Source organism: Janthinobacterium sp. GW821-FHT03C10 (assembly GCF_059420865.1).
In genome coordinates, this window is the sequence record NZ_JBWKUN010000001.1 from 385194 (window position 1) to 404911 (window position 19718).

The window sequence follows — 19718 nt, forward strand, 5'->3', positions numbered from 1 at the left end:
AACCAGAAAGTCATTAGCGAGAAGTCGTTCCCCGCCATGGCCAAGCTGATATTGTCACAAATTTAAGGATATCGCGTGCGAAAAAGTTTGGCTTGGCCCAAAGGGCAAGCAAAAAGTTTCTCCGCATAAAAATATTACAGCCCGCATAGTAAAGGAAAATACCTTGTTTGCCCTGAAAACCCTGCGCCGCGAGACCGGCGCATCCGCTCTTCCCGCCCTGCGGCTGATCGCCGCCGCCGCCCTGGCGCTGACCCTGGCGGCTTGTTCCAAGCCTGTCGCCAAAGTGGAAGACGTGCGTCCCGTGCGCGCGATGGTGTTGTCTAGCAGTAATGTCGACGTCAGTGCCGAGCTGGCGGGCGAGGTCGTGCCCCGCGTCGTCTCGCAGCTGGGTTTCCGCGTGGGCGGCAAGATCGTCGCGCGCAAGGTCGACGTGGGCGCCACCGTCAAGAAGGGGCAAGTGCTGATGCAGCTCGATCCGGTCGATTTGCAGCTGTCGCAGGCGCAGGCCAAGGCGTCGCTGGTCAGCGCGGAAACGAGCCGCGACCTGGCGCGCGCGGAATTGAAGCGCTACCAGGACTTGCGCGAGAAAAATTTCGTCAGCCAGGCCGTGCTCGATGGCAAGGATGCCGCGTACAAGGCGGCGCAGGCGAACGTGGAAGCGGCGCAAGCCCTGTACCGGGGCCAGGCGAACCAGTCCGGCTATGCCAGCTTGCTGGCCGACGTCGACGGCGTCGTTACGCGCATCGAGGCCGAAGTGGGGCAGGTGGTGGCGCCTGGCGCACCCGTGGTGCAGGTGGCCAGGAGCGGCGAGAAGGAAGTCGTGATCGGCATTCCCGAAGACAAGGTGGAAACCTTGCGCGGCGTCAAGGATGTGGTGGTGCGCCTGTGGGCCGATCCGAAGCAGGCGCTGCCTGGCAAGATACGCGAAGTGTCGCCCGTGGCCGATGCCGCCACGCGCACCTATCTCGCCAAGGTCAGCATCCCGGACGCGCCGCAAGTGCGCCTGGGCATGACGGCCGTGGTGCAGTTCGCCTCGCAAACGGCCACGCCGCAGATCAAGGTGCCGCTGACGGCCCTGTTCAATGAAAAGTCGCAAAGCTCCGTGTGGGTGGTGGAAAACGGCGCCGTGAAGCTCGTGCCGGTGACGGTGGGCGGCGTGGCGGGCAATGAATTGCTGCTGACCTCGGGCGTGAAAGCGGGGCAGACGGTGGTCACGGCCGGCGTCAACCTGCTCAAGCCTGGCCAGAAAGTGACCATCCTCGGCGCCGAACTGGCCGGCAAGCCTGATGCCGCCGCTGCCGTCGTCAGCGTGGGGGCCGCCAAATGAAGGGCGGCTTCAATCTGTCGCGCTGGGCCCTCGAACACATCCCGCTGACGCGCTACCTGATGGCCGTGCTGCTGATCGGCGGCATGCTCAGCTACGCCAGCCTGGGCCAGGATGAAGATCCCCCGTTCACCTTCCGCGCCATGGTGCTGCAAGCCTACTGGCCCGGCGCCACGGCCTTGCAGATGGCCGAGCAGGTGACGGACAAGCTGGAAAAGAAGCTGCAGGAAACACCCTACATCAATGAAATCACCAGCTACTCGAAGCCGGGCGAAACCTTGATCCTGCTGGAGCTGCGCGAATCGGCGCCGCCCAAGGAAACGGCCGCCGCCTGGTACCAGGTGCGCAAGAAGATCGGCGACATCAAGGGCACCTTGCCGTCCGGCGTCGTGGGTCCGTTCTTCAACGACGAGTTCGGCGACACGTATGGCTCCATCTTCGCCCTGTCCGGCGACGGTTTTACCTACGCGGAAATGAAGGATTACGCGGACAAGGTGCGCCAGGAATTACTTTCCGTGGGACAGGTATCGAAAGTGGAATTGTTTGGCGTGCAAGATGAAAAGATCAATATCATCTTTTCGCACAAGAAATTTGCCCAGCTGGGCATCCCTTTCGATGTCATCGTGCAGCAATTGTCCGAGCAAAACAGCATCAACGCCACGGGCGTGCTGGTGACGCCGACGGATAATTTGCAAGTGCGCGTGACGGGTGCCATGGTCACCGTCAAGGACCTGGAAAACCTGGAACTGCGCGCCAACGGCACCACCTTCCGCCTCGGCGACTTTGCTGCCGTGAAACGCGAATTCGTGGATCCGCCGAAGGACAAGATGCGCTTCAACGGCAAGGAAGTGATCGGCCTGGGCGTCTCGATGGAAAAGGGCGGCAACATCATCGACATGGGCAAGGCCCTGCAGGCAACCGTCACGCGCATGAAGAGCGAATTGCCGGTCGGCATAGAATTGCAGCGCGTGTCGAACCAGCCGGAAGCCGTGTCCGCCTCGGTGGGCGAATTCGTGCATACCCTGATCGAAGCCATTTTGATCGTGCTGGCCGTCAGCTTTGTCGCGCTGGGCTTGCACACGAAGCCGCTGCGCATCGACGTGCGTCCGGGCCTGGTGGTGGCGCTGACCATCCCGCTGGTGCTGGCCGTCACCTTCCTGTTCATGCGCCTGCTCGACATCGACTTGCACAAGATTTCGCTGGGCGCCCTGATCATCGCGCTGGGCTTGCTGGTCGACGACGCCATCATCGCCGTCGAGATGATGGTGCGCAAGATGGAAGAGGGCATGTCCCGCTTCGACGCGGCCACGTTTGCCTACATGTCGACGGCCATGCCCATGCTGACGGGCACCCTGATCACGGTGGCGGGCTTTTTGCCCATCGGCCTGGCCAAGTCGGCCGCCGGCGAATACACGTTCTCCCTGTTCTCCGTGAATGCGCTGGCCCTGATCATCTCGTGGGTGGTGGCCGTCGTCTTCACGCCCTACATCGGCTACGTCCTGTTGAAGGTCAAGCCGCACGCGCATAACGACCATGAATTGTTCGATACGCCGAACTTCCGCCGCTTCCGCCGCGCCGTCACCTGGTGCGTGGAATGGCGCAAGACGACGATCGCCGCCACCCTGGCCATCTTTGCGCTCGGTATCTACGGCTTTAACTTTATCGAAAAGCAATTCTTCCCCGATTCCAGCCGCCCCGAACTGATGGTGGAACTGTGGTCGCCCGAAGGCACGACGTTTGCTGCAAACGAGAAACAGGTGAAGAAATTCGAGGCTTTTGTTGGCAAACTCGACGGCGTGGAAAGCGTGACCAGCTATGTGGGAACCGGTAGTCCCCGTTTCTACCTGCCGCTCGATCAGATATTCCCGCAGACCAATGTGTCGCAAGTGGTGGTCTTGCCGAAAAGCCTGGCCGACCGCGAACGCTTGCGCCAGCACATCGTCGACGTCTTCAAGAAGGATTTTCCGGAAGTGCGGGGCCGTGTCAAACTGCTGCCGAACGGGCCGCCCGTGCCGTATCCCGTGCAATTTCGCGTCACGGGGCCGGAAGTGGCGGGCGTGCGGACCATCGCCGACCAGGTCAAGGACATCATGCGCGCCAATCCGAATACCCTGGGCGTCAATGACAACTGGAACGAATCGGTGAAAGTGCTGCGCCTGGACCTGGACCAGGACAAGATGCGCGCGCTGGGCGTCACCTCGAAAACGGTGATGCAGGCTGCCAATACGATACTGTCGGGCACCGTCATCGGCCAGTTCCGCGAAGACAACAAATTGATCGATATCCAGGTGCGCCAGCCGCTGGAAGAGCGGGCGACGATTTCCGTGCTGAATGACACGAATATCCCGACGGCAACGGGCAAGTCCGTGCCCATTTCGCAGCTGGCCCGTGCGCATTTCGTGTGGGAACCGGGCGTCGTCTGGCGCGACAAGCGCGAATGGGCCATCACCGTGCAGTCGGACGTGGTCGATGGCATCCAGGGCGCCACCGTGTCGACGCAGCTGGCGCCGCAACTGGACGCCTTGCGCGCCAAGTTGCCGGACGGCTACCGCATCACGGTGAAAGGCGTGGCGGCCGACAGCGGCGAAGCGGAAGCGTCGATCGCGGCGAACTTGCCGCTGGCCATCTTCATCATCTTCACCTTGCTGATGCTGCAGCTGCACAGTTTCTCGCGTTCCCTGCTGGTGTTCCTGACGGGGCCGCTGGGCGTGGCGGGCGCCGCTTTCGCCTTGCTGCTGCTGCACCGCCCGCTGGGCTTCGTGGCCAACCTGGGTGTCATCGCACTGTTCGGCATGATCATCCGCAACTCGGTGATCCTCGTCGACCAGATCGAGCAAGACATCAGCGATGGCTCCGCCCCATGGGATGCCATCATCGACTCGGCCGTACGCCGCTGCCGCCCCATCGTGCTGACGGCGGCCGCCGCCGCGCTGGCCATGATCCCGCTGTCGCGTTCGGTCTTCTGGGGCCCGATGGCGGTCGCCATCATGGGCGGCCTGATCCTGGCAACGGCCTTGACCCTGCTGTTCCTGCCGGCCCTGTATGCGGCCTGGTTCCGGGTCAGGAAGCCGGAGGCGGCGACCGCAAAAGAGGGCTAGAAATCGGCATCAAGGTGCCCGCATAAAAAAGGCGGCATTCCTCTGGGAAATCCAGTAGAATGCCGCCTTTGCTTTACCGAGGGCTTGCTCTATAAGTCCGCGGTAGCCAGATCGCTCCCGAGTTGTTAAAATCAGAGGGGCAAGTAGTACAGAGTAGTACAGAGTAGTACAAAATGCGGATGTGGTGGAATTGGTAGACACGCTGGTCTTAGAAGCCAGTGCTTCGGCTTGGGAGTTCGAGTCTCCCCATCCGCACCAATCCGGGTTGTTCCAGCCCGGAAGTGCAGCACCATCAAAATTTTCCCTGAACCAATATCCCTCAGCCCAGTGCGCCGAGTGCGCCCAGTTGCCGGCTCGACTGTTGCACCATCTGCGCAATCAGTGCCTGCGCCTGCGGGTAGCCAGTTTTTTCCATCAGCGTTTCATCCTGTGCCAGCGGCCAGAGCGCCTGCAGGACGCGTTGCCGCGCCTGCGGCCAGTGTTGTTCCTGCTCATGTGTTGATGGCGGCAACTCCCTGTCCAGCATGTGCAGCGCCTGCCGCGTCATCGCCACCTCTTGCTCCGCCTGCAATCCCAGCGTATCGCTGCGGGGCGGCGGCTGTTGCGCGAGATAGGTGTCGAGCTTGCGGCTCTGGCGCTCGTACAGGTCGAGCAGCAGGTGCAAGGTGGCGCCGCTGGGCCGCCGTTGCGTGTCGAGCGCGTCGAGCACGTCCAGCAGCCAGTGCGTCATCTGCCGCCCGGCCAGTCCCAGCTCCGGCCAGGTGGTGCTGTGCAATTGTTCGCCCAGGTAGCGGGCGCGGTCGATGGCGCGCCGACTGCCGCTCATGTGCTGGCCGATGGGGCCGTATTGGGGCGCCAGCGCCGCTTCCTGCCGTTCCGCCAGCAAACAGAGCAGCGCCAGATGCACGTACACGTGGAAGGCGGCCAGGGTGCGGTGGGCATCCCAGTAGTGATTGCCGTCATCATCGGGCGCATTCCACAGCGAGCAGACCTTGGCGCCGTCATCGCGCGCATAGTCTGGCGCCAGCAGGCTGTGGCCGTGGCGGAAGTCGTACAGTTTCTGGTGCAGCGACTCGTGCAGCAAGTGCTCGGCCAGCCACCACGGGTTGCCGATCAGTTCCTGGTTCAGGAACACGCTGCCATTGACGCGAAATTGCGAGCTGGACGCCTTGCCGCGCCAGGTGCCCAGCTTGGGAAACAGGGCGATCAATTGCACGTGAGACAGCGCGCTGGCCGTCAGCCGCGGCAGCAGGGTTTCCAGCAGGCGCAGCCCGCGGCGCAGCAGGGCTCTTTCCTGCGGCGTGGGCGTGGCCAGCGGTGCGCCGTAGTTATCGTCCATCACGGCAAGAAAGGCGCGCGCATACGGCGTATCTTCCTGCCAGGCATGCCAGATGTAGGTGTCCGTTTCGGTGGTTTCATCGCCGATGGATGGCCGCTCCTGCCGCTCCTGCGCTTCGTGCAGGCGCGCCATGGGCGGCAGATGGGCCACCAGCGGCCCGCCGGGCAGGCCCGCGCGCAAGTGCTCGCTGGCCGCCTGGAACAGGGCTGCGCATTGCGGCAGGGGCAAGCCGTACTCGTCGCCGAGGTGCAGCTGGCGCATGGCGTGCTGGACGGCGCAGCGCAGCACCGTGTCGCCCAGCAGCTGGCGCCGGCGCGCGGGCGCCGCCGCATCGAGTCCGCTGGCCAGCCGTTCTGCCTCGGGCAGGGTGCTGCCCAGCTTGTGCAGCCGCCGCCGGTAGGCGACGGCCAGCTGGTCGCGGATGTAGCCGCTATCGCCAAAGGCACGGTGGGTCGTCAGCGCCGTTTCCACGGCGCCCAGCACGTCGGCGCCGGGCGGCGCGGCGCGCAAGGTCTGCGCGGGCTGCATGGGCGGGCGCCGGGTCAGGCGACGGTGGGGTGGTCGTGGTCGTGGTGGCCGTCTCCCTTCATGCGCAACTCCATTTCATCGACTTCCGTCTGGATTTTTTGCAGGTCGTCATCCGTTACGCCGTCAAGCAGGCGGCTGAGGACCATTTGCAGCTTGGCTTTGGCGTTGCTGGAACCGCCGGGTGCGCTATCGCTCATGATGTTTTCTCCCTAAAATTCACTTGGAGAGGGGCGAAGCGGCTTAGGTTTGCCTGAAAAATGGCCAAATTGAGGTAAATCAAAGGTTTTTTGGCCGAAATCTTCGCCAGGAGCGCATTTCTTTGTTTCGGACGGGGCGACAGTTCGCATATACTAATGAACGAAGCAGGCTGGAAAGCCTGTCTCTGGCGAAATAAAGAATGCCGGGGCAAGAGTAAAGACAGGGCCATCCAGGCTGTAGCGATTCGTTCGCCGCCGCCGGTATCCTCTGTGGCCGGGCTGCAAAGCCAGCCACTTTCCCGAAGTCCTTTGTTATAATGCCACGCTTTACCGAATGATGGCCGGCCCTGCATTTACTTAGAAGCAAGGCTGGACGCTCGGAGCCCTGTCGCAGTACTGGAAGCGGCGGATTGTTTGGTGCCTGGTGCGGGTTTTTCCTCAGCCGGGTAGACCAGGTCCATCGTCCTGCTTGCAGTGCTTTTACAGATGAATATGCGAGCGAGTGAAGCTGGACCCATGTCTTGCCGTCAGTGATGGCGCAAGGGGTCGGGTCTTCTTTTCTCGCACCAACAGTGTTTATTTTTTGGACGATTTTTTACATGGCAACTGCAGTCGAAACCTTGGGCAAACTCGAACGTCGTATCACGATCTCCTTCCCGCTGACGGACGTCCGCACGGAAGTTGAGAAGCGCCTGAAAGTGCAAGCCCGTACGGCTAAGGCACCGGGCTTCCGTCCGGGCAAAGTGCCGTTGAAAATGGTCGCAGCACAATACGGCTACCAAATTGAATCCGAAGTGCTGAATGACAAAGTCGGCCGCGCGTTCAACGACGCCGCCAACGAAAACAATCTGCGCGTGGCCGGTTTCCCGAACATCGTGCCGAAAGAAGAAGCAGCCGAAGGCCAGCTGGCTTTCGACGCCACGTTCGAAGTGTATCCGGAAGTCGCCATCGGCGACCTGACGGCCGTTGAAATCGAAACCGTGCAAGCCGACGTGTCGGAAGCCGAAATCGACAAGACCATCGACATCCTGCGCAAGCAGCGCGTGCACTTCCACACCAAGGGCGAAGCTGGCGAACACGGCGACGGCGGTGAGGCTATCGCTGCCAACGGCGACCGCGTGACCGTCGACTTCGTCGGCTCGATCGACGGCGTTGAATTCCCAGGCGGCAAAGCTGAAGGCTACGCTTTCGTGCTGGGCGAAGGCCGCATGCTGCCGGAATTCGAAGCAGCGACCCTGGGCCTGAAAGTGGGCGAGTCCAAGACTTTCCCATTGTCGTTCCCTGAGGACTACCACGGTAAAGACGTGGCCGGCAAAACCGCTTCGTTCACCATCACCCTGCAAAAGCTGGAATGGGCGCACCTGCCGGAAGTCGATGCCGAATTCGCCAAATCGCTGGGCGTTGCCGATGGCGACCTGGCCAAAATGCGCGAAGACATCAAAGTCAACCTGCAGCGTGAAGTCGCTGGCCGCGTAAAAGCACGCAACAAGGAAGCCGTCATGGACGCGCTGATCAAAGTTGCTGAGCTGGAAGTGCCAAAAACCCTGATCGCTCAGGATTCCGAGCGCCTGGCTGAAATGACCCGCCAGGACATGGCGCAGCGCGGCATGAACGTCAAGGACGTGCCTTTCCCAGCAGAACTGTTCGCGGAAAAAGCCGAGCGTCGCGTACGCCTGGGCCTGATCCTGTCGCAACTGGTGGGCGACAACAACCTGCAGGCAACGCCTGAGCAAGTCAAGGCGCAGATCGAAGATTTCGCACAAAGCTACGAAGATCCACGCGAAGTGCTGAAGTACTACTACAGCGACCGTCGTCGTCTGGGTGAGATCGAAGCCCTTGTATTGGAAGAAAACGTCGTCACTTACGTGTTGGGCCTGTCGAAAGTCACGACGAAAGCAGTTGCTTTCGACGAACTGATGGGAAGCAACGCACAAGCGTAAACCAGTTGGTATCCGGATGCTTGCTCTTGCCGCAAGGTAAGGGCGGTATCCCCTAACTGCTTCACAAGGAAATGAAATGACAGGTATGAACCGTAATCCGGCGCTGGACACAGAGATGCTCGGCCTGGTGCCGATGGTGGTGGAACAAAGCGGTCGCGGCGAGCGCTCGTATGATATTTACTCGCGCCTGCTGAAGGAACGCTTGATTTTCATGGTCGGCCCGGTCAATGACCAGATGGCCAACCTGGTTGTCGCCCAGCTGCTGTTCCTGGAAAGCGAAAATCCGGAAAAGGAAATCTCGCTCTACATCAACTCGCCAGGTGGTTCGGTCTCGGCCGGCATGGCCATCTACGATACCATGCAGTTCATCAAGCCGGACGTCTCGACCCTGTGTACCGGGATGGCCGCCTCGATGGGTGCCTTCCTGCTGGCCGCCGGCGCCAAGGGCAAGCGTTTCTCGCTGCCGAACTCGCGCATCATGATTCACCAGCCGTCCGGTGGTTCGCAAGGCATGGCGTCGGACATCGAGATCCAGGCGAAGGAAATCCTTTACCTGCGTACCCGCTTGAACGGCATCATGGCCGAGCGCACGGGCCAGTCGATCGAACAGATCGCCAAGGACACCGACCGCGACCGTTTCATGTCCGCCGACGAGGCCGTTGAGTATGGTTTGATCGACAAAGTGTTGACCAGCCGCGCTTGATGAGCCCCTACCGGTATTGCTAAGCAAGTAAGTAAACGCCCGGGCGATCAAACGTTCGGGCGTTTCGCTTTTATTTCGGGTAGCATGGAGCTTGTGCACGTTGTTGACTTGCGCCATGGGTAGCTGCCTTTCCGGCAACTACCGCACTCCGGCTTGCGATTTTGCAATATTGTTAATGCAGTTCCAACCAAAATGCCTTATGTCAGACAAAAAATCCTCTAGCGGCGAAAAATTACTGTATTGCTCGTTCTGCGGCAAAAGCCAGCACGAGGTGAAGAAGCTCATCGCCGGCCCGTCCGTGTTCATTTGCGACGAGTGCATCGACCTGTGCAACGACATCATCCGTGATGAAACGTCGAGCATCGAGACGGTGACCGGCACCAAATCCGACCTGCCGACGCCGCAAGAAATTGCCGCCTTGCTCGATCAGTACGTGATCGGCCAGCAGACTGCCAAGCGCATCCTGTCGGTGGCGGTATACAACCATTACAAGCGCCTCAAGCACCTGGGCAAGAAAGACGACATCGAACTGGCCAAGAGCAACATCTTGCTGGTCGGTCCTACCGGCTCGGGCAAGACCCTGCTGGCACAGACCCTGGCGCGCATGCTCAACGTGCCGTTCGTGATCGCCGACGCCACCACCCTGACCGAAGCCGGTTACGTGGGCGAGGACGTGGAAAACATCATCCAGAAGCTGCTGCAAAGCTGCAACTATGACGTCGAGAAAGCCCAGCGCGGCATCGTCTACATCGATGAAATCGACAAGATTTCGCGCAAGTCCGACAATCCGTCCATCACGCGCGACGTGTCGGGCGAGGGCGTGCAGCAAGCCTTGCTCAAGCTCATCGAAGGCACGATGGCTTCCGTGCCGCCACAAGGCGGCCGCAAGCATCCGAACCAGGATTTCGTGCAGATCGACACGACCAACATCATGTTCATCTGCGGCGGCGCCTTCGACGGTCTGTCGAAAGTGATCGCCAACCGTTCCGAAAAGAGCGGCATCGGCTTCTCGGCCACCGTGCGCAGCAAGTCGCAAAGCTCGGCCAGCGAACTGATGTTGCAAGCGGAACCGGAAGATCTGGTCAAGTTCGGCCTGATCCCGGAACTGGTCGGCCGTCTGCCCGTCATCGCCACCCTGGCGGAATTGACGGAAGAGGCGCTGATCCAGATCCTCGTCGAGCCGAAGAATGCGCTGATCAAGCAGTATTCGAAGCTGCTCGAGATGGAAGGTGCGGAACTGGAGATCCGTCCGGCCGCCCTGCATGCGATCGCCAGGAAAGCGCTGGCGCGCAAGACCGGTGCCCGTGGCCTGCGTTCCATCCTGGAACATGCTTTGCTGGACGTCATGTACGAACTGCCGAGCGAACAAAATGTGGTGAAGGTCGTCATCGACGAAAATACCATCACCAGCGGCGCCAAACCTTTGTTGATTTATCAAGAGACTGCCAAGGCCTCCGGAGAAAATTGATTACTGCCGAGACAAATGCATAAAAAGGGTTTTGATTCCTTAATGCATGGCAGTACAATTTAAATCAATGAGTGCAGGCTTCAATCGGAAAGCCACTCGCGGCGCTTAGCTGCGCGTGGCTTTTTTACTGTGAAAACTGCATTTGTTACCGTCATGCGGGTGTGTTTTGCGAAATAGACAGAAAAATGTTTGTTTCACAGAATTATTTATTCTCGCCGGTCTTGTGTTTTGGCAGCGAGCGCCAACATCGTAAACACGCTTTCTATAAGGTACGCCATGACAACTTCCAAATTAACTGAGCAAACTCAACTGCCGTTATTGCCGTTGCGGGATGTCGTCGTTTTCCCGCATATGGTGATACCGCTGTTCGTTGGCCGTCCAAAGTCGATCAAGGCGCTGGAAGCTGCGATGGAGCAGGGCAAGAGCATCATGCTTGCCGCTCAAAAAGCAGCCGCGAAGGACGAGCCGTCTCCTTCGGATATCTATGAAATTGGCTGCGTTGCCAATATTCTGCAAATGCTGAAGCTGCCCGATGGCACCGTCAAGGTGCTGGTCGAAGGCGCGCAGCGTGCCCGTATCAACCACATCAGCGATGCGCCGACGCACTTCATCGCCGACCTGACGCCGCTCGAGTCCGAGCCGGGCGACGAGTCGGAAGTCGAAGCCATGCGCCGCGCGATCGTGCAGCAGTTCGACCAGTACGTCAAACTGAACAAAAAGATCCCGCCGGAAATCCTGGCATCCTTGTCGGGCATCGACGATGCCGGCCGCCTGGCCGACACGGTGGCCGCGCATCTGCCCCTGAAGCTGGAGCAAAAACAAGTCATCCTGGAAATTTTCAGCGTGGCCAAGCGCCTCGAGCACCTGCTGGGCCAGCTCGAAGGCGAACTCGACATCCTGCAGGTGGAAAAGCGCATCCGCGGCCGCGTCAAGCGCCAGATGGAAAAGTCGCAGCGCGAGTACTACCTGAACGAGCAAGTCAAGGCGATCCAGAAAGAACTGGGCGAGGGCGAGGATGGCGCCGACCTCGACGAGCTGGAGAAAAAAGTCGCTTCGGCCAAGATGCCGAAGGAAGCGCTCGACAAGGCCACCAACGAACTGAAGAAGCTCAAGCTGATGTCGCCGATGTCGGCAGAAGCCACCGTCGTGCGCAACTATATCGACACCCTCGTCAACTTGCCTTGGAAAAAGAAATCCAAGGTCAATAACGACCTGTCGAATGCGGAAAAAGTGCTCGAAGGCGACCACTACGGCCTCGACAAGGTCAAGGAACGCATCCTGGAATACCTCGCGGTGCAACAGCGCGTCGACAAGCTCAAAGCGCCTATCCTGTGCTTCGTCGGCCCTCCGGGCGTGGGCAAGACCTCGCTGGGGCAGTCCATCGCCCGCGCGACGAACCGCAAGTTCGTGCGCATGGCCCTGGGCGGCGTGCGCGACGAAGCCGAGATCCGCGGGCACCGCCGCACCTACATCGGCTCGATGCCGGGCAAGATATTGCAATCGCTGTCGAAAGTCGGCGTGCGCAATCCTTTGTTCCTGCTCGACGAAGTCGACAAGATGGGCGCCGATTTCCGTGGCGATCCATCGTCGGCCCTGCTGGAAGTGTTAGACCCGGAACAGAACCACACGTTCTCCGACCATTACATCGAAGTCGATTTCGACCTCTCCGACGTGATGTTCGTGGCCACGTCGAACTCGTACAACATTCCGCCAGCCTTGCTCGACCGCATGGAAGTGATCCGTCTGTCCGGTTACACGGAAGATGAAAAGACCAGCATCGCGCAGCGCTACCTGCTGCCGAAGCAGATCAAGAACAATGGCTTGAAGGAAGAAGAAATCTCGGTGGCCGAGTCGGCCCTGCGCGACATCATCCGCTACTACACGCGGGAAGCCGGTGTGCGTTCGCTCGAGCGTGAAGTGTCGAAGATCTGCCGCAAGGTGGTCAAGATGCTGCTGCTGAAGAAATCCGACAAGAAAGTCATCGTCAACTCGAAGAACCTGGACAAGTTCCTCGGCGTGCGCCGCTACGATTTCGGTGTCGCAGAGAAAGAAAACCAGGTGGGCCAGGTGGTCGGTCTGGCATGGACGGAAGTGGGCGGCGATCTGCTGACCATCGAAGCCGTGTCGATGCCGGGCAAGGGCGGCATCATCCGCACGGGTACCCTGGGCGACGTCATGAAAGAGTCGATCGAGGCAGCCCGCACGGTGGTGCGCAGCCGGGCACAGCGCCTGGGCATCAAGGCGGACGTGTTCGAGAAGAGCGACATCCATATCCACGTGCCGGAAGGCGCGACACCGAAGGACGGTCCTTCGGCTGGCGCGGCCATGACGGTGGCGATGGTGTCGGTCTTCACGGGCATTCCCGTGCGCGCCGACGTGGCGATGACGGGCGAGATCACCTTGCGCGGCGAAGTGCTGCCGATCGGCGGCCTGAAGGAAAAGCTGCTGGCGGCCCATCGCGGCGGCATCAAGACGGTCCTGATTCCCGAGCAGAATGTGAAAGACCTGGCCGACATTCCGGACAACGTCAAGAACAAACTGGAGATCGTGCCCGTGCGCTGGATCGACAAAGTGCTGGAAATCGCCCTCGAACGCATGCCTGAAGCGTTGGCGGACGTCGCTGCGGTGGAGGCTGTCACGGCCGCCGCGGCCAAGCCTGACGCGGCCGGCGAGGTAGTAAAACACTAACGTTTTACCCCTGTTTTCCCCAAACAAGCGCTTTTAGAGCGCTTGTTTTATATTGAAACGTGAATTGCGCCCCCAAAGCGCTTGACACATATACAGTGTGGCTTGTTTAATACGCCTGCACATTTTTTTCGCCGGACAGCTGTGGTGCCAAAAGTGCCGCAACGATACGGTAAACGTTTTATACCTTTGTAATTGGGGATGCTAGTGAACAAGACTGAATTGATCGACCACATTGCTGAAAAAGCTGACATTTCCAAAGCCGCCGCTGCGCGCGCACTCGACGCTGTTATCGGCGGCGTGACGGAAACTTTGAAAAACAACGACAGCGTGACGCTGGTTGGTTTTGGCACTTTCTCGGTCAGCGAACGCGCTGAGCGTACCGGCCGCAATCCGCGTACCAAAGAAGCGATCACGATCGAAGCAGCAAAAGTTCCAAAATTTAAAGCTGGTAAAGCTTTGAAGGATGCTGTAAACTAACGGACTTCGGTGAGGTGACAATCACCGGAAACATTTGGCGGCGCCTTCGGGTGCCGCGATTTCAAGGTTGAAGTTCTGCGAATCGCAACCTTGAATACAAATGCAAGCAGTACTGTGTATTTTTCGGAGTGGTAGTTCAGTTGGTTAGAATGCCGGCCTGTCACGTCGGAGGTCGCGGGTTCGAGTCCCGTCCGCTCCGCCAAAAAAATACGCTCTCAAGGAGTGGTAGTTCAGTTGGTTAGAATACCGGCCTGTCACGTCGGGGGTCGCGGGTTCGAGTCCCGTCCGCTCCGCCAGAATATAGAAGCCCGCGCTGCTGAATAAGTAGCGCGGGTTTTTCTTTTTCAGCGCCAGATTATCCCGGCGCGTCTGCTTTTAAAATCCCGTCCCGCCGTTTTGAATAAAAAAAGCCTGCGTTTAAATCCGCTTTAAGCTGCGCCCGGTTAAATGCACGGGGCCGGCGCCTTGCCGTCCATGCGGCGCCGGGGCAGGGCGCGCGCCCTGATTTACTCTTGCTATAGCGCTATGGGCATTGTAGAATCAGGAGATAATGGCTTGGGCGTCAGAATCCTGCTTTAGTTCCAGCGCCAAGTTGTTGAATCTAAAGGGGAAGTGGACATCTGTCCCGTCCATTCCGCCGAAGAAATCAAGGCGAACGCATGTTCGCCTTTTTTTATAGTGATCCACTCATCCCGAATTGGCTGACCATGTTTGAATTTATTCGTACCCATCGACGCTTGATGCAGTTTCTCTTGATGCTGGTCATCGTCCCGTCTTTTGCACTGGTCGGTATCAGCGGCTACCAAAGCTTCGGCGACGGCGCGAACACCATCGCCAAGGTCGGCGACCAGGTCGTTACGCAGCAGCAATATGAAGAAGCGCAACGCCAGCAGATCGACCGCTACCGCCAGATGATGGGCGAGCAGTTCGACCAGAAAATGTTCGATACGCCGGAAGCGCGCCAGAGCATCCTCGACAACCTGATCGCCGAGCGTGCCGTGGCCGCCGAAGTGGGCCGTAGCCACCTGGTCATCAGCGATGCCGTGCTGCAAAAGGAAGTGCTGGAAATTCCAGGCTTGACCTTGCCGGACGGTAAATTCGATCTGGAACGCTACAAGGCCATGCTGGCCGCCCAAGGCATGACGCCGCAGATGTACGATGCGCGCCGCCGCAGCGACCTGGCCCTGCAGCAACTGGCCGGCGCCGTGCAAGGCACCGCCTTCGCGCCGAACACCGTCTCCAAGCGCCTGTCCGACATCACCTCGGAAGAGCGCGAAGTGCAGGAACTGCTGTTGCCGATCGCCCAGTACGTGCCGGAAGTCAAAGTGACGGACGCCATGATCAAGGCTTTCTATGACAAGAACAGCAAGTTCTTCGAAATCCCGGAACAAGCCAAGGTCGAATACGTCGTGCTCGACGACAGCGCCGCCGGCGAGCAAGTCGACGTCAGCGACGCCGACGTGACCGCCTACTACGCGAAGAACCAGAAAGCCTACACGACGGAAGAAGCGCGCCAGGCCAGCCACATCCTGGTCGCCGTCAAGAAAGACGCATCGGCCGCCGACAAGGCAGCCGCCAAGGCCAAGGCCGAAGCCATCCTGGCTGAGGTGCGCAAAACGCCTGCCAGCTTTGCCGCCGTAGCCAAGGCCAAGTCGGAAGATCCGGCATCCGCGGAACAGGGCGGCGACCTGGGCGTGATCGGCAAGGATGGCTTGCCGGCACCGCTGCTGAGCGCCGTCAGCAAACTCAAGCAAGGCGAAATCAGCGACGTCGTCGCATCCGATTTCGGCTACCACATCCTGACCGTCACCTCGCTCAAGCCGCAGCACGTACGTGCGCTCGATGAAGTACGGGGCGAAATCACGGCCGACCTGCGCAAGCAATTCGCTGCCAAGAAATACTCGGAAATGGCGGAAACGTTCACCAACACGGTCTACGAGCAATCGGACAGTCTGAAGCCGGTGGCCGACAAGCTGAAGCTGAAAGTGGAAACCGTCGCCAACCTGTCGCGCACACCGTCGCCGGCACTGGGCAAGGCGCCGTTCAACAACGCCAAGTTCCTGACCGCCATCTTCTCGAACGACTCGCTGAAAGACAAGCGCAACACGGAAGCCGTCACCGTCGCACCGAACGTGCTGATCGCCGGCCGCGTGGTGGAATTCAAGCCAGCCTCGAAGCGTCCGCTGGCCGAAGTCGAAGCGATGATCCGTCAACGCGTGACCATGGAAGAAGCGGAAAAGCTGGCCAAGAAAGCGGGCGAGACCAAGCTGGCCGCCTTGAAGGCTTCGGGCGACGCTACCGGTTTCGGCGCAGCGCAATGGGTGTCGCGCAGCAAGCTGGACGGTATCAACCGCGCCGCCATCGCGCAAGTCATGAAGGCGGATACGAGCAAGCTGCCAGCCTACGTGGGCGTGGACTTGCCAGCCCTGGGCTACGGCATCTACCGCATCGCCAAGGTGCAGCAGCCGGCCCAAGTGGACGCGGCGCGGCGCCAGCAAGAGAAAGACCAGATCAGCGGCATCCTGGCACAACAGGAAATGTTCGATTACGTCGAATACCTGAAAGCCAAGGCCAAGGTGAAGATCGTCAAGCCGGTCACCGCCCCAGTCGCCGCCGCGCCGGAAGCGCCGTAAGATTTAGTTTCCACGCATAAAAATAGCCGCTTTCGAGCGGCTATTTTTTTGTCTGCAGAATGTGTGGCCTTGACGCAGGTTTACTTGGCTTTCAGCAACGGCGCCAGTTGCGGCCAGATATTTTTCAGGATGGTCGGATGCGCCTTGGCATTCGGGTGCATGCGGTCGGCTTGAAACAGCTGCGGCTGGTCGGCGATGCCTTCGAACATGAAGGGCACCAGCGGCGCCTGCCATTCCTTGGCCAGCTTGCCGTACACGCCATAAAACTGCTCGCCATAGGCGCGGCCATAGTTGGGCGGCATGCGCATGCCCACCAGCACGACCTGCGCCCCCGTCTTTTTCACGGCGTCGCCCATGGCGCGCAGATTCGCTTCGGCGGCCGCCACGGGCAAGCCGCGCAAGCCGTCGTTGGCGCCCAGTTCGATCAGTACGACGTCGGGCTGGTGCTTGGCCAGCAGGGCGGGCAGGCGCGCGCGGCCGCCGCTGGTGGTCTCGCCGCTGATGCTGGCGTTGACGATGCGCGTATCGTTCTTTTGCGCTTGCAGCCGCTGTTCCAGCAGCGCCACCCAGCCAGTACCGCGTGCCAGCCCATACTCGGCCGAGAGGCTATCGCCGAGCACCAGCAGCGTTTTTGGTGCAGAATAGGCGTTCGTCATGCTCGATACCAGCAGCAGGGCTGCCGCAGGAAGCAGGGACAGCGTGCGCCGCCGCAGGCGGTTGTTGCCCTTGGCACTTATTTGTTCACGAAATTTTTTAAGATAGATCAGCATGCCCGAATTCCCTAAAGCGACTTCCACCAGTTTTCTCCCGTCCGACGCGGCGGCCCGGCGGCCCGCCGCACTCAACAGTCAAAACAGCCAAAATGCCCGGCCGGCCATCGAAGTGGTCCAGCTGGCCAAGCGCGTACCCGATGCCGATGGTGAGCTGACCATCCTGCATCAGGTCGATTTTACCGTGCAAACGGCGGAGACGCTGGCCATCGTCGGCGCCTCCGGTTCCGGCAAGTCCACGTTGCTCGGCTTGCTGGCGGGTCTGGACACGCCCAGCGACGGCAAGGTGGTGCTTGACGGCACCGATATCTTCGCGCTGGACGAAGACGGCCGCGCCGGTTTTCGCAAGGAAAAGCTCGGTTTCGTGTTCCAGTCGTTCCAGCTGCTGGCCCACCTGACGGCGCTGGAAAACGTCATGCTGCCGCTGGAATTGCGGGGCGACCCCGATGCGAAGGAAAAGGCGCAAGCCATGCTGGGCCGCGTCAACCTGGGCAGCCGCTTGAAACACTATCCGAAATACCTGTCCGGCGGCGAGCAGCAGCGCGTGGCGCTGGCGCGCGCGTTTGTGACGGAGCCGCCGCTGCTGTTCGCCGACGAGCCGACGGGCAGCCTGGACGCCGCCACGGGCGAGGCCGTGATCCAGCTGATGTTCGAGCTGAACCGCGAACGGGGTTCGACCCTGGTGCTGGTCACGCACGACAGCTCGATCGCGGCCCGTTGCGGGCGCACGATTACCATTGCGGCGGGCAGGCTGGTGTGATTGCTGGTGGTGATTGTCGGATTACGCGCTGCGCGCTAATCCGACCTACCCGACCTCCGGGCCGTAGGTTGGATTAGCGCAGCGTAATCCAACACCACCGCACCGCCTACCTATGCCGACAAGGCATTGATCAAGCTGCGTATTGCCGGTATCAATTCCCCCGCCGTCAAGCCGATGGGGCCGCTGCCAGCCGCCACCAGCGCATCGGCCGCCGCGCCGTGCAGCCAGACGGCGCCGAGCGCCGCTTCCCATTCCGGCCAGCCCTGCGCCAGCAGGCTGCCGCACAGGCCGGACAACACGTCGCCCGTGCCGGCCGTGGCCAGGGCGGGGCCGCCCGTGTTGTTGACGACCACCTGGCCATCGGGCGCGGCGATCACCGTGCCGGAACCTTTCAATACGACGATCACGCCCAGCTGCGTGGCCAGCTGGCGCGCCGCGCCCAGGCGGTCGGCCTGCACTTCGGCCACCGTCAGGTCGAGCAGGCGCGCCGCTTCCAGCGGATGCGGCGTCAATATCGTCGCCCCCGCGCCCGTGCGCACGGCCAGCGCCGATTGCAGCTCCGGCTCGGCCGCCATCAGGTTCAGCGCGTCGGCGTCCAGCAGCAGCGGGCTGTCGCTGTCAATGGCGCGCTGCAGCAGCTCCACCGTATCGGCGTCGTCACCCAGCCCCGGCCCCGCCACCAGCGCGGCAAAGTGCAGGCCCGAGAAATCCACGTCCTGCGCGCGGCGGCACATCAGTTCCGGCTGGCCGCTGTCGAAGGCGGGCGGTGCATCGGGAAAGGCGACATACACGCGTCCCGCGCCCGCATGCAGGGCCGTGCGCGCCGCCAGGATGGGCGCGCCCGCCATGCCTTGCGCGCCCCCGATGACGGCCACGCTGCCATAGCTGCCCTTGTGCGTATTCTGCCGGCGCGGCTGCAACTGGCGCGCGAACAGGTGCAGGCCGCCCAGCTGGGCCCTGGCGGGCGGCAGCAAGGCAGGGTCGATGGCCAGCGCCGCCACTTCCACTTCGCCCGCGTAATCGCGGCCGTTCGCCGTGTGCAGGCCCGGCTTGTCGCCGATGAAGGTGAGCGTGTGCGTGGCGCGGATGGCGACGCCGTCGATGGCGCCCGTGTCCGCGTGCAGGCCGCTGGGCACGTCGAGCGCCAGCACGGGGCATTCGAGCTTGTTGACCAGTTGCGCCATGTCGCGGCATTCGCCGTCCAGGGGACGCGACGCGCCGATGCCGAACAGGCCATCGATGACCAGGTGCCACGGCGCGGCGCCCACGGCGGCCGATGCCGTGCTGGTCGCCGCTTCCATGCAGCGCGCGGCGCTGTTGCGGGCGCGGCTCAGGGCCTGCTCGCGTTCGGGCGACGTGGCCGCTGCTTCGGGCGCCAGCCATATCAGCACCTCGGTGCCACTGGCGGCCAGGTGCGCGGCCGCTTCCAGCGCATCGCCGCCGTTGTCGCCGGGACCGGCCAGCACGAGCACGCGCCGGTGGCCCGCCTCGTCGCCATCCTCCTGCGCGTGCAGCAGCTTCAGGGCGGCGCTGGCGGCGGCCTGGCCCGCGCGCTGCATCAGCAGCCCTTGCGGCAGGTCGCGCATGGCGGCTTGTTCGATGGCGCGCAGTTCGGTGATGGAGTACAGCGCAAGGGTGCTACCGGCAAAGTCGATCGGGGTCATGGGGTGTTCCGTTAGTCAGCATGCCTTCAACATAAGGCCGAAGCGGGCGAAAGGCAAGGCGCGCACGCCTGAAACGCGCCCCTGTTTGGCGGCTACAATAGCCATCTCACATAAGCGCGGGAGCAAGGC

13 protein-coding genes and 3 tRNA genes are annotated in these 19718 nt (G+C 61.2%); 12 read left to right on the forward strand and 4 right to left on the reverse strand.

Annotation, left to right across the window (positions count from 1 at the left end; genetic code table 11):
• Positions 1-163 precede the first annotated feature (163 nt).
• The 3 genes from AC07VH_RS01470 (at position 164) to AC07VH_RS01480 (ending at position 4680) form a co-directional block, all read left to right on the forward strand.
• Positions 164-1327, forward strand: a complete 1164-nt coding sequence (locus AC07VH_RS01470) for an efflux RND transporter periplasmic adaptor subunit (protein WP_494786520.1) — start codon at positions 164-166, stop codon at positions 1325-1327.
• Positions 1324-4422, forward strand: coding sequence for an efflux RND transporter permease subunit (locus tag AC07VH_RS01475; RefSeq protein ID WP_494786521.1), 3099 nt, complete (start codon positions 1324-1326; stop codon positions 4420-4422). The genes AC07VH_RS01470 and AC07VH_RS01475 overlap by 4 nt, the downstream gene beginning before the upstream one ends.
• 175 nt (positions 4423-4597) lie before the next feature.
• Positions 4598-4680, forward strand: a tRNA-Leu gene (locus AC07VH_RS01480).
• Between the two features lie 61 nt (positions 4681-4741).
• Here the strand turns inward: AC07VH_RS01480 and AC07VH_RS01485 are convergent.
• Positions 4742-6289, reverse strand: a complete 1548-nt coding sequence (locus AC07VH_RS01485; RefSeq protein ID WP_494786522.1) for a hypothetical protein — start codon at positions 6287-6289, stop codon at positions 4742-4744.
• A gap of 14 nt (positions 6290-6303) precedes the next feature.
• Complete coding sequence (locus tag AC07VH_RS01490) at positions 6304-6486, reverse strand: hypothetical protein (protein ID WP_230538138.1); 183 nt, start codon at positions 6484-6486, stop codon at positions 6304-6306.
• Between the two features lie 599 nt (positions 6487-7085).
• Between AC07VH_RS01490 and tig the strand changes: the two genes are divergently transcribed.
• The 8 genes from tig to AC07VH_RS01530 all read left to right on the forward strand — a co-directional run bounded on the left by tig (position 7086) and on the right by AC07VH_RS01530 (position 16395).
• The gene (tig, locus tag AC07VH_RS01495; RefSeq protein WP_046685568.1) at positions 7086-8426 is read left to right on the forward strand and encodes a trigger factor; all 1341 of its coding nucleotides are present in this window, start codon (positions 7086-7088) and stop codon (positions 8424-8426) included.
• Positions 8427-8511: 85 nt separating this feature from the next.
• Positions 8512-9129, forward strand: coding sequence for an ATP-dependent Clp endopeptidase proteolytic subunit ClpP (clpP, locus tag AC07VH_RS01500; RefSeq protein WP_374106865.1), 618 nt, complete (start codon positions 8512-8514; stop codon positions 9127-9129).
• Between the two features lie 199 nt (positions 9130-9328).
• Complete coding sequence (clpX, locus tag AC07VH_RS01505) at positions 9329-10597, forward strand: ATP-dependent Clp protease ATP-binding subunit ClpX (RefSeq protein WP_076568804.1); 1269 nt, start codon at positions 9329-9331, stop codon at positions 10595-10597.
• Positions 10598-10873: 276 nt separating this feature from the next.
• Positions 10874-13285 (forward strand): endopeptidase La, encoded by a 2412-nt coding sequence (gene lon / locus AC07VH_RS01510; protein WP_034751007.1) that lies wholly within the window; start codon positions 10874-10876, stop codon positions 13283-13285.
• 204 nt (positions 13286-13489) lie between these two features.
• Positions 13490-13762 carry an HU family DNA-binding protein gene (locus AC07VH_RS01515; RefSeq protein ID WP_010398442.1) on the forward strand — a complete coding sequence of 91 codons (273 nt, stop codon included), beginning with the start codon at positions 13490-13492 and terminating at the stop codon, positions 13760-13762.
• 125 nt (positions 13763-13887) lie between these two features.
• Positions 13888-13964 (forward strand) — tRNA-Asp (locus tag AC07VH_RS01520).
• Positions 13965-13981: 17 nt separating this feature from the next.
• A tRNA-Asp gene (locus tag AC07VH_RS01525) sits at positions 13982-14058 on the forward strand.
• A 411-nt stretch (positions 14059-14469) separates the two neighbouring features.
• Positions 14470-16395, forward strand: a complete 1926-nt coding sequence (locus AC07VH_RS01530) for a SurA N-terminal domain-containing protein (RefSeq protein WP_494786523.1) — start codon at positions 14470-14472, stop codon at positions 16393-16395.
• 80 nt (positions 16396-16475) lie between these two features.
• Here the strand turns inward: AC07VH_RS01530 and AC07VH_RS01535 are convergent, their stop codons facing one another.
• Entirely contained in the window at positions 16476-17165 is a 690-nt protein-coding gene (locus AC07VH_RS01535; protein ID WP_494786524.1) for an arylesterase, read from the reverse strand.
• On the opposite strand from AC07VH_RS01535, the gene AC07VH_RS01540 reads away from it, so the two are divergent.
• A complete protein-coding gene (locus AC07VH_RS01540; RefSeq protein WP_494786525.1) occupies positions 17164-17925 on the forward strand; it encodes an ABC transporter ATP-binding protein in 762 nt (253 codons plus the stop codon). The genes AC07VH_RS01535 and AC07VH_RS01540 overlap by 2 nt on opposite strands.
• 110 nt (positions 17926-18035) lie before the next feature.
• Here AC07VH_RS01540 and AC07VH_RS01545 read toward each other — a convergent pair whose 3' ends face one another.
• Positions 18036-19589 carry an NAD(P)H-hydrate dehydratase gene (locus AC07VH_RS01545; RefSeq protein WP_494786526.1) on the reverse strand — a complete coding sequence of 518 codons (1554 nt, stop codon included), beginning with the start codon at positions 19587-19589 and terminating at the stop codon, positions 18036-18038.
• Between the last annotated feature and the right edge of the window lie 129 nt (positions 19590-19718).

Excerpts from the sequence above, each read along its gene's own strand:
- AC07VH_RS01475 (WP_494786521.1), top strand. The coding sequence starts at position 1,324 with ATGAAGGGCGGCTTCAATCTGTCGCGCTGGGCCCTCGAACACATCCCG.
- AC07VH_RS01485 (WP_494786522.1), bottom strand. The coding sequence starts at position 6,289 with ATGCAGCCCGCGCAGACCTTGCGCGCCGCGCCGCCCGGCGCCGACGTG.
- AC07VH_RS01490 (WP_230538138.1), bottom strand. The coding sequence starts at position 6,486 with ATGAGCGATAGCGCACCCGGCGGTTCCAGCAACGCCAAAGCCAAGCTG.
- tig (WP_046685568.1), top strand. The coding sequence starts at position 7,086 with ATGGCAACTGCAGTCGAAACCTTGGGCAAACTCGAACGTCGTATCACG.
- clpP (WP_374106865.1), top strand. The coding sequence starts at position 8,512 with ATGAACCGTAATCCGGCGCTGGACACAGAGATGCTCGGCCTGGTGCCG.
- clpX (WP_076568804.1), top strand. The coding sequence starts at position 9,329 with ATGTCAGACAAAAAATCCTCTAGCGGCGAAAAATTACTGTATTGCTCG.
- lon (WP_034751007.1), top strand. The coding sequence starts at position 10,874 with ATGACAACTTCCAAATTAACTGAGCAAACTCAACTGCCGTTATTGCCG.
- AC07VH_RS01530 (WP_494786523.1), top strand. The coding sequence starts at position 14,470 with ATGTTTGAATTTATTCGTACCCATCGACGCTTGATGCAGTTTCTCTTG.
- AC07VH_RS01540 (WP_494786525.1), top strand. The coding sequence starts at position 17,164 with ATGCCCGAATTCCCTAAAGCGACTTCCACCAGTTTTCTCCCGTCCGAC.
- AC07VH_RS01535 (WP_494786524.1), bottom strand. The coding sequence starts at position 17,165 with ATGCTGATCTATCTTAAAAAATTTCGTGAACAAATAAGTGCCAAGGGC.
- AC07VH_RS01545 (WP_494786526.1), bottom strand. The coding sequence starts at position 19,589 with ATGACCCCGATCGACTTTGCCGGTAGCACCCTTGCGCTGTACTCCATC.